1 protein-coding gene is annotated in these 468 nt (G+C 25.6%); it reads left to right on the forward strand.

Features of this window, described 5'->3' with window-relative positions; genetic code table 11:
* Window positions 1-370 (forward strand): hypothetical protein (locus OL66_RS04120; RefSeq protein ID WP_034172501.1); only part of this gene is annotated, 370 nt, incomplete at its 5' end.
* Between the last annotated feature and the right edge of the window lie 98 nt (window positions 371-468).

Below are 468 nucleotides of genomic sequence, written 5' to 3' on the forward strand. Positions count from 1 at the left end.
TTTTGTTGAAACATTTGTATTAGATCAAAAATTAACTGAAACAGTTAAAGAATATACTAAAAAATTACTAGATGAGTTTAAAAATAAAAAACAAGCTTTAGTAAAAGCTTTAGCAGATAAAAAATTAGAAGAAGCTTTAGAAAAAGAAGCTACAAAATTTGTTCAACCAACAGATGTAAAAAAAGTAGTAGCTCAAGAAGATAAAGACGAAGCCCAAGTAAATCTTGTTCAAGCAGTTAAAGATGCAGTTAAAAAAACATTGGGACAAGAAGCTTATAAATTAGTTTTACCTCCAGTTAATGCTTTATTCCAAATCAAAGCCACTTTATTTGTTTTGGATGAAGACAAAAATGATCTTTTAAAATTATGAGGTGTTCCAAAAGTTTAGACACTTTTTGCTTTTTAAAAATTCTTTAAGACTAACTTAATAGTTAGTCTTTTTTTTGTTTCAAAGACTAAAAAAATAAT

Source organism: Chrysanthemum yellows phytoplasma (assembly GCF_000803325.1).
Classification (GTDB): domain Bacteria; phylum Bacillota_I; class Bacilli_A; order Acholeplasmatales; family Acholeplasmataceae; genus Phytoplasma; species Phytoplasma asteris.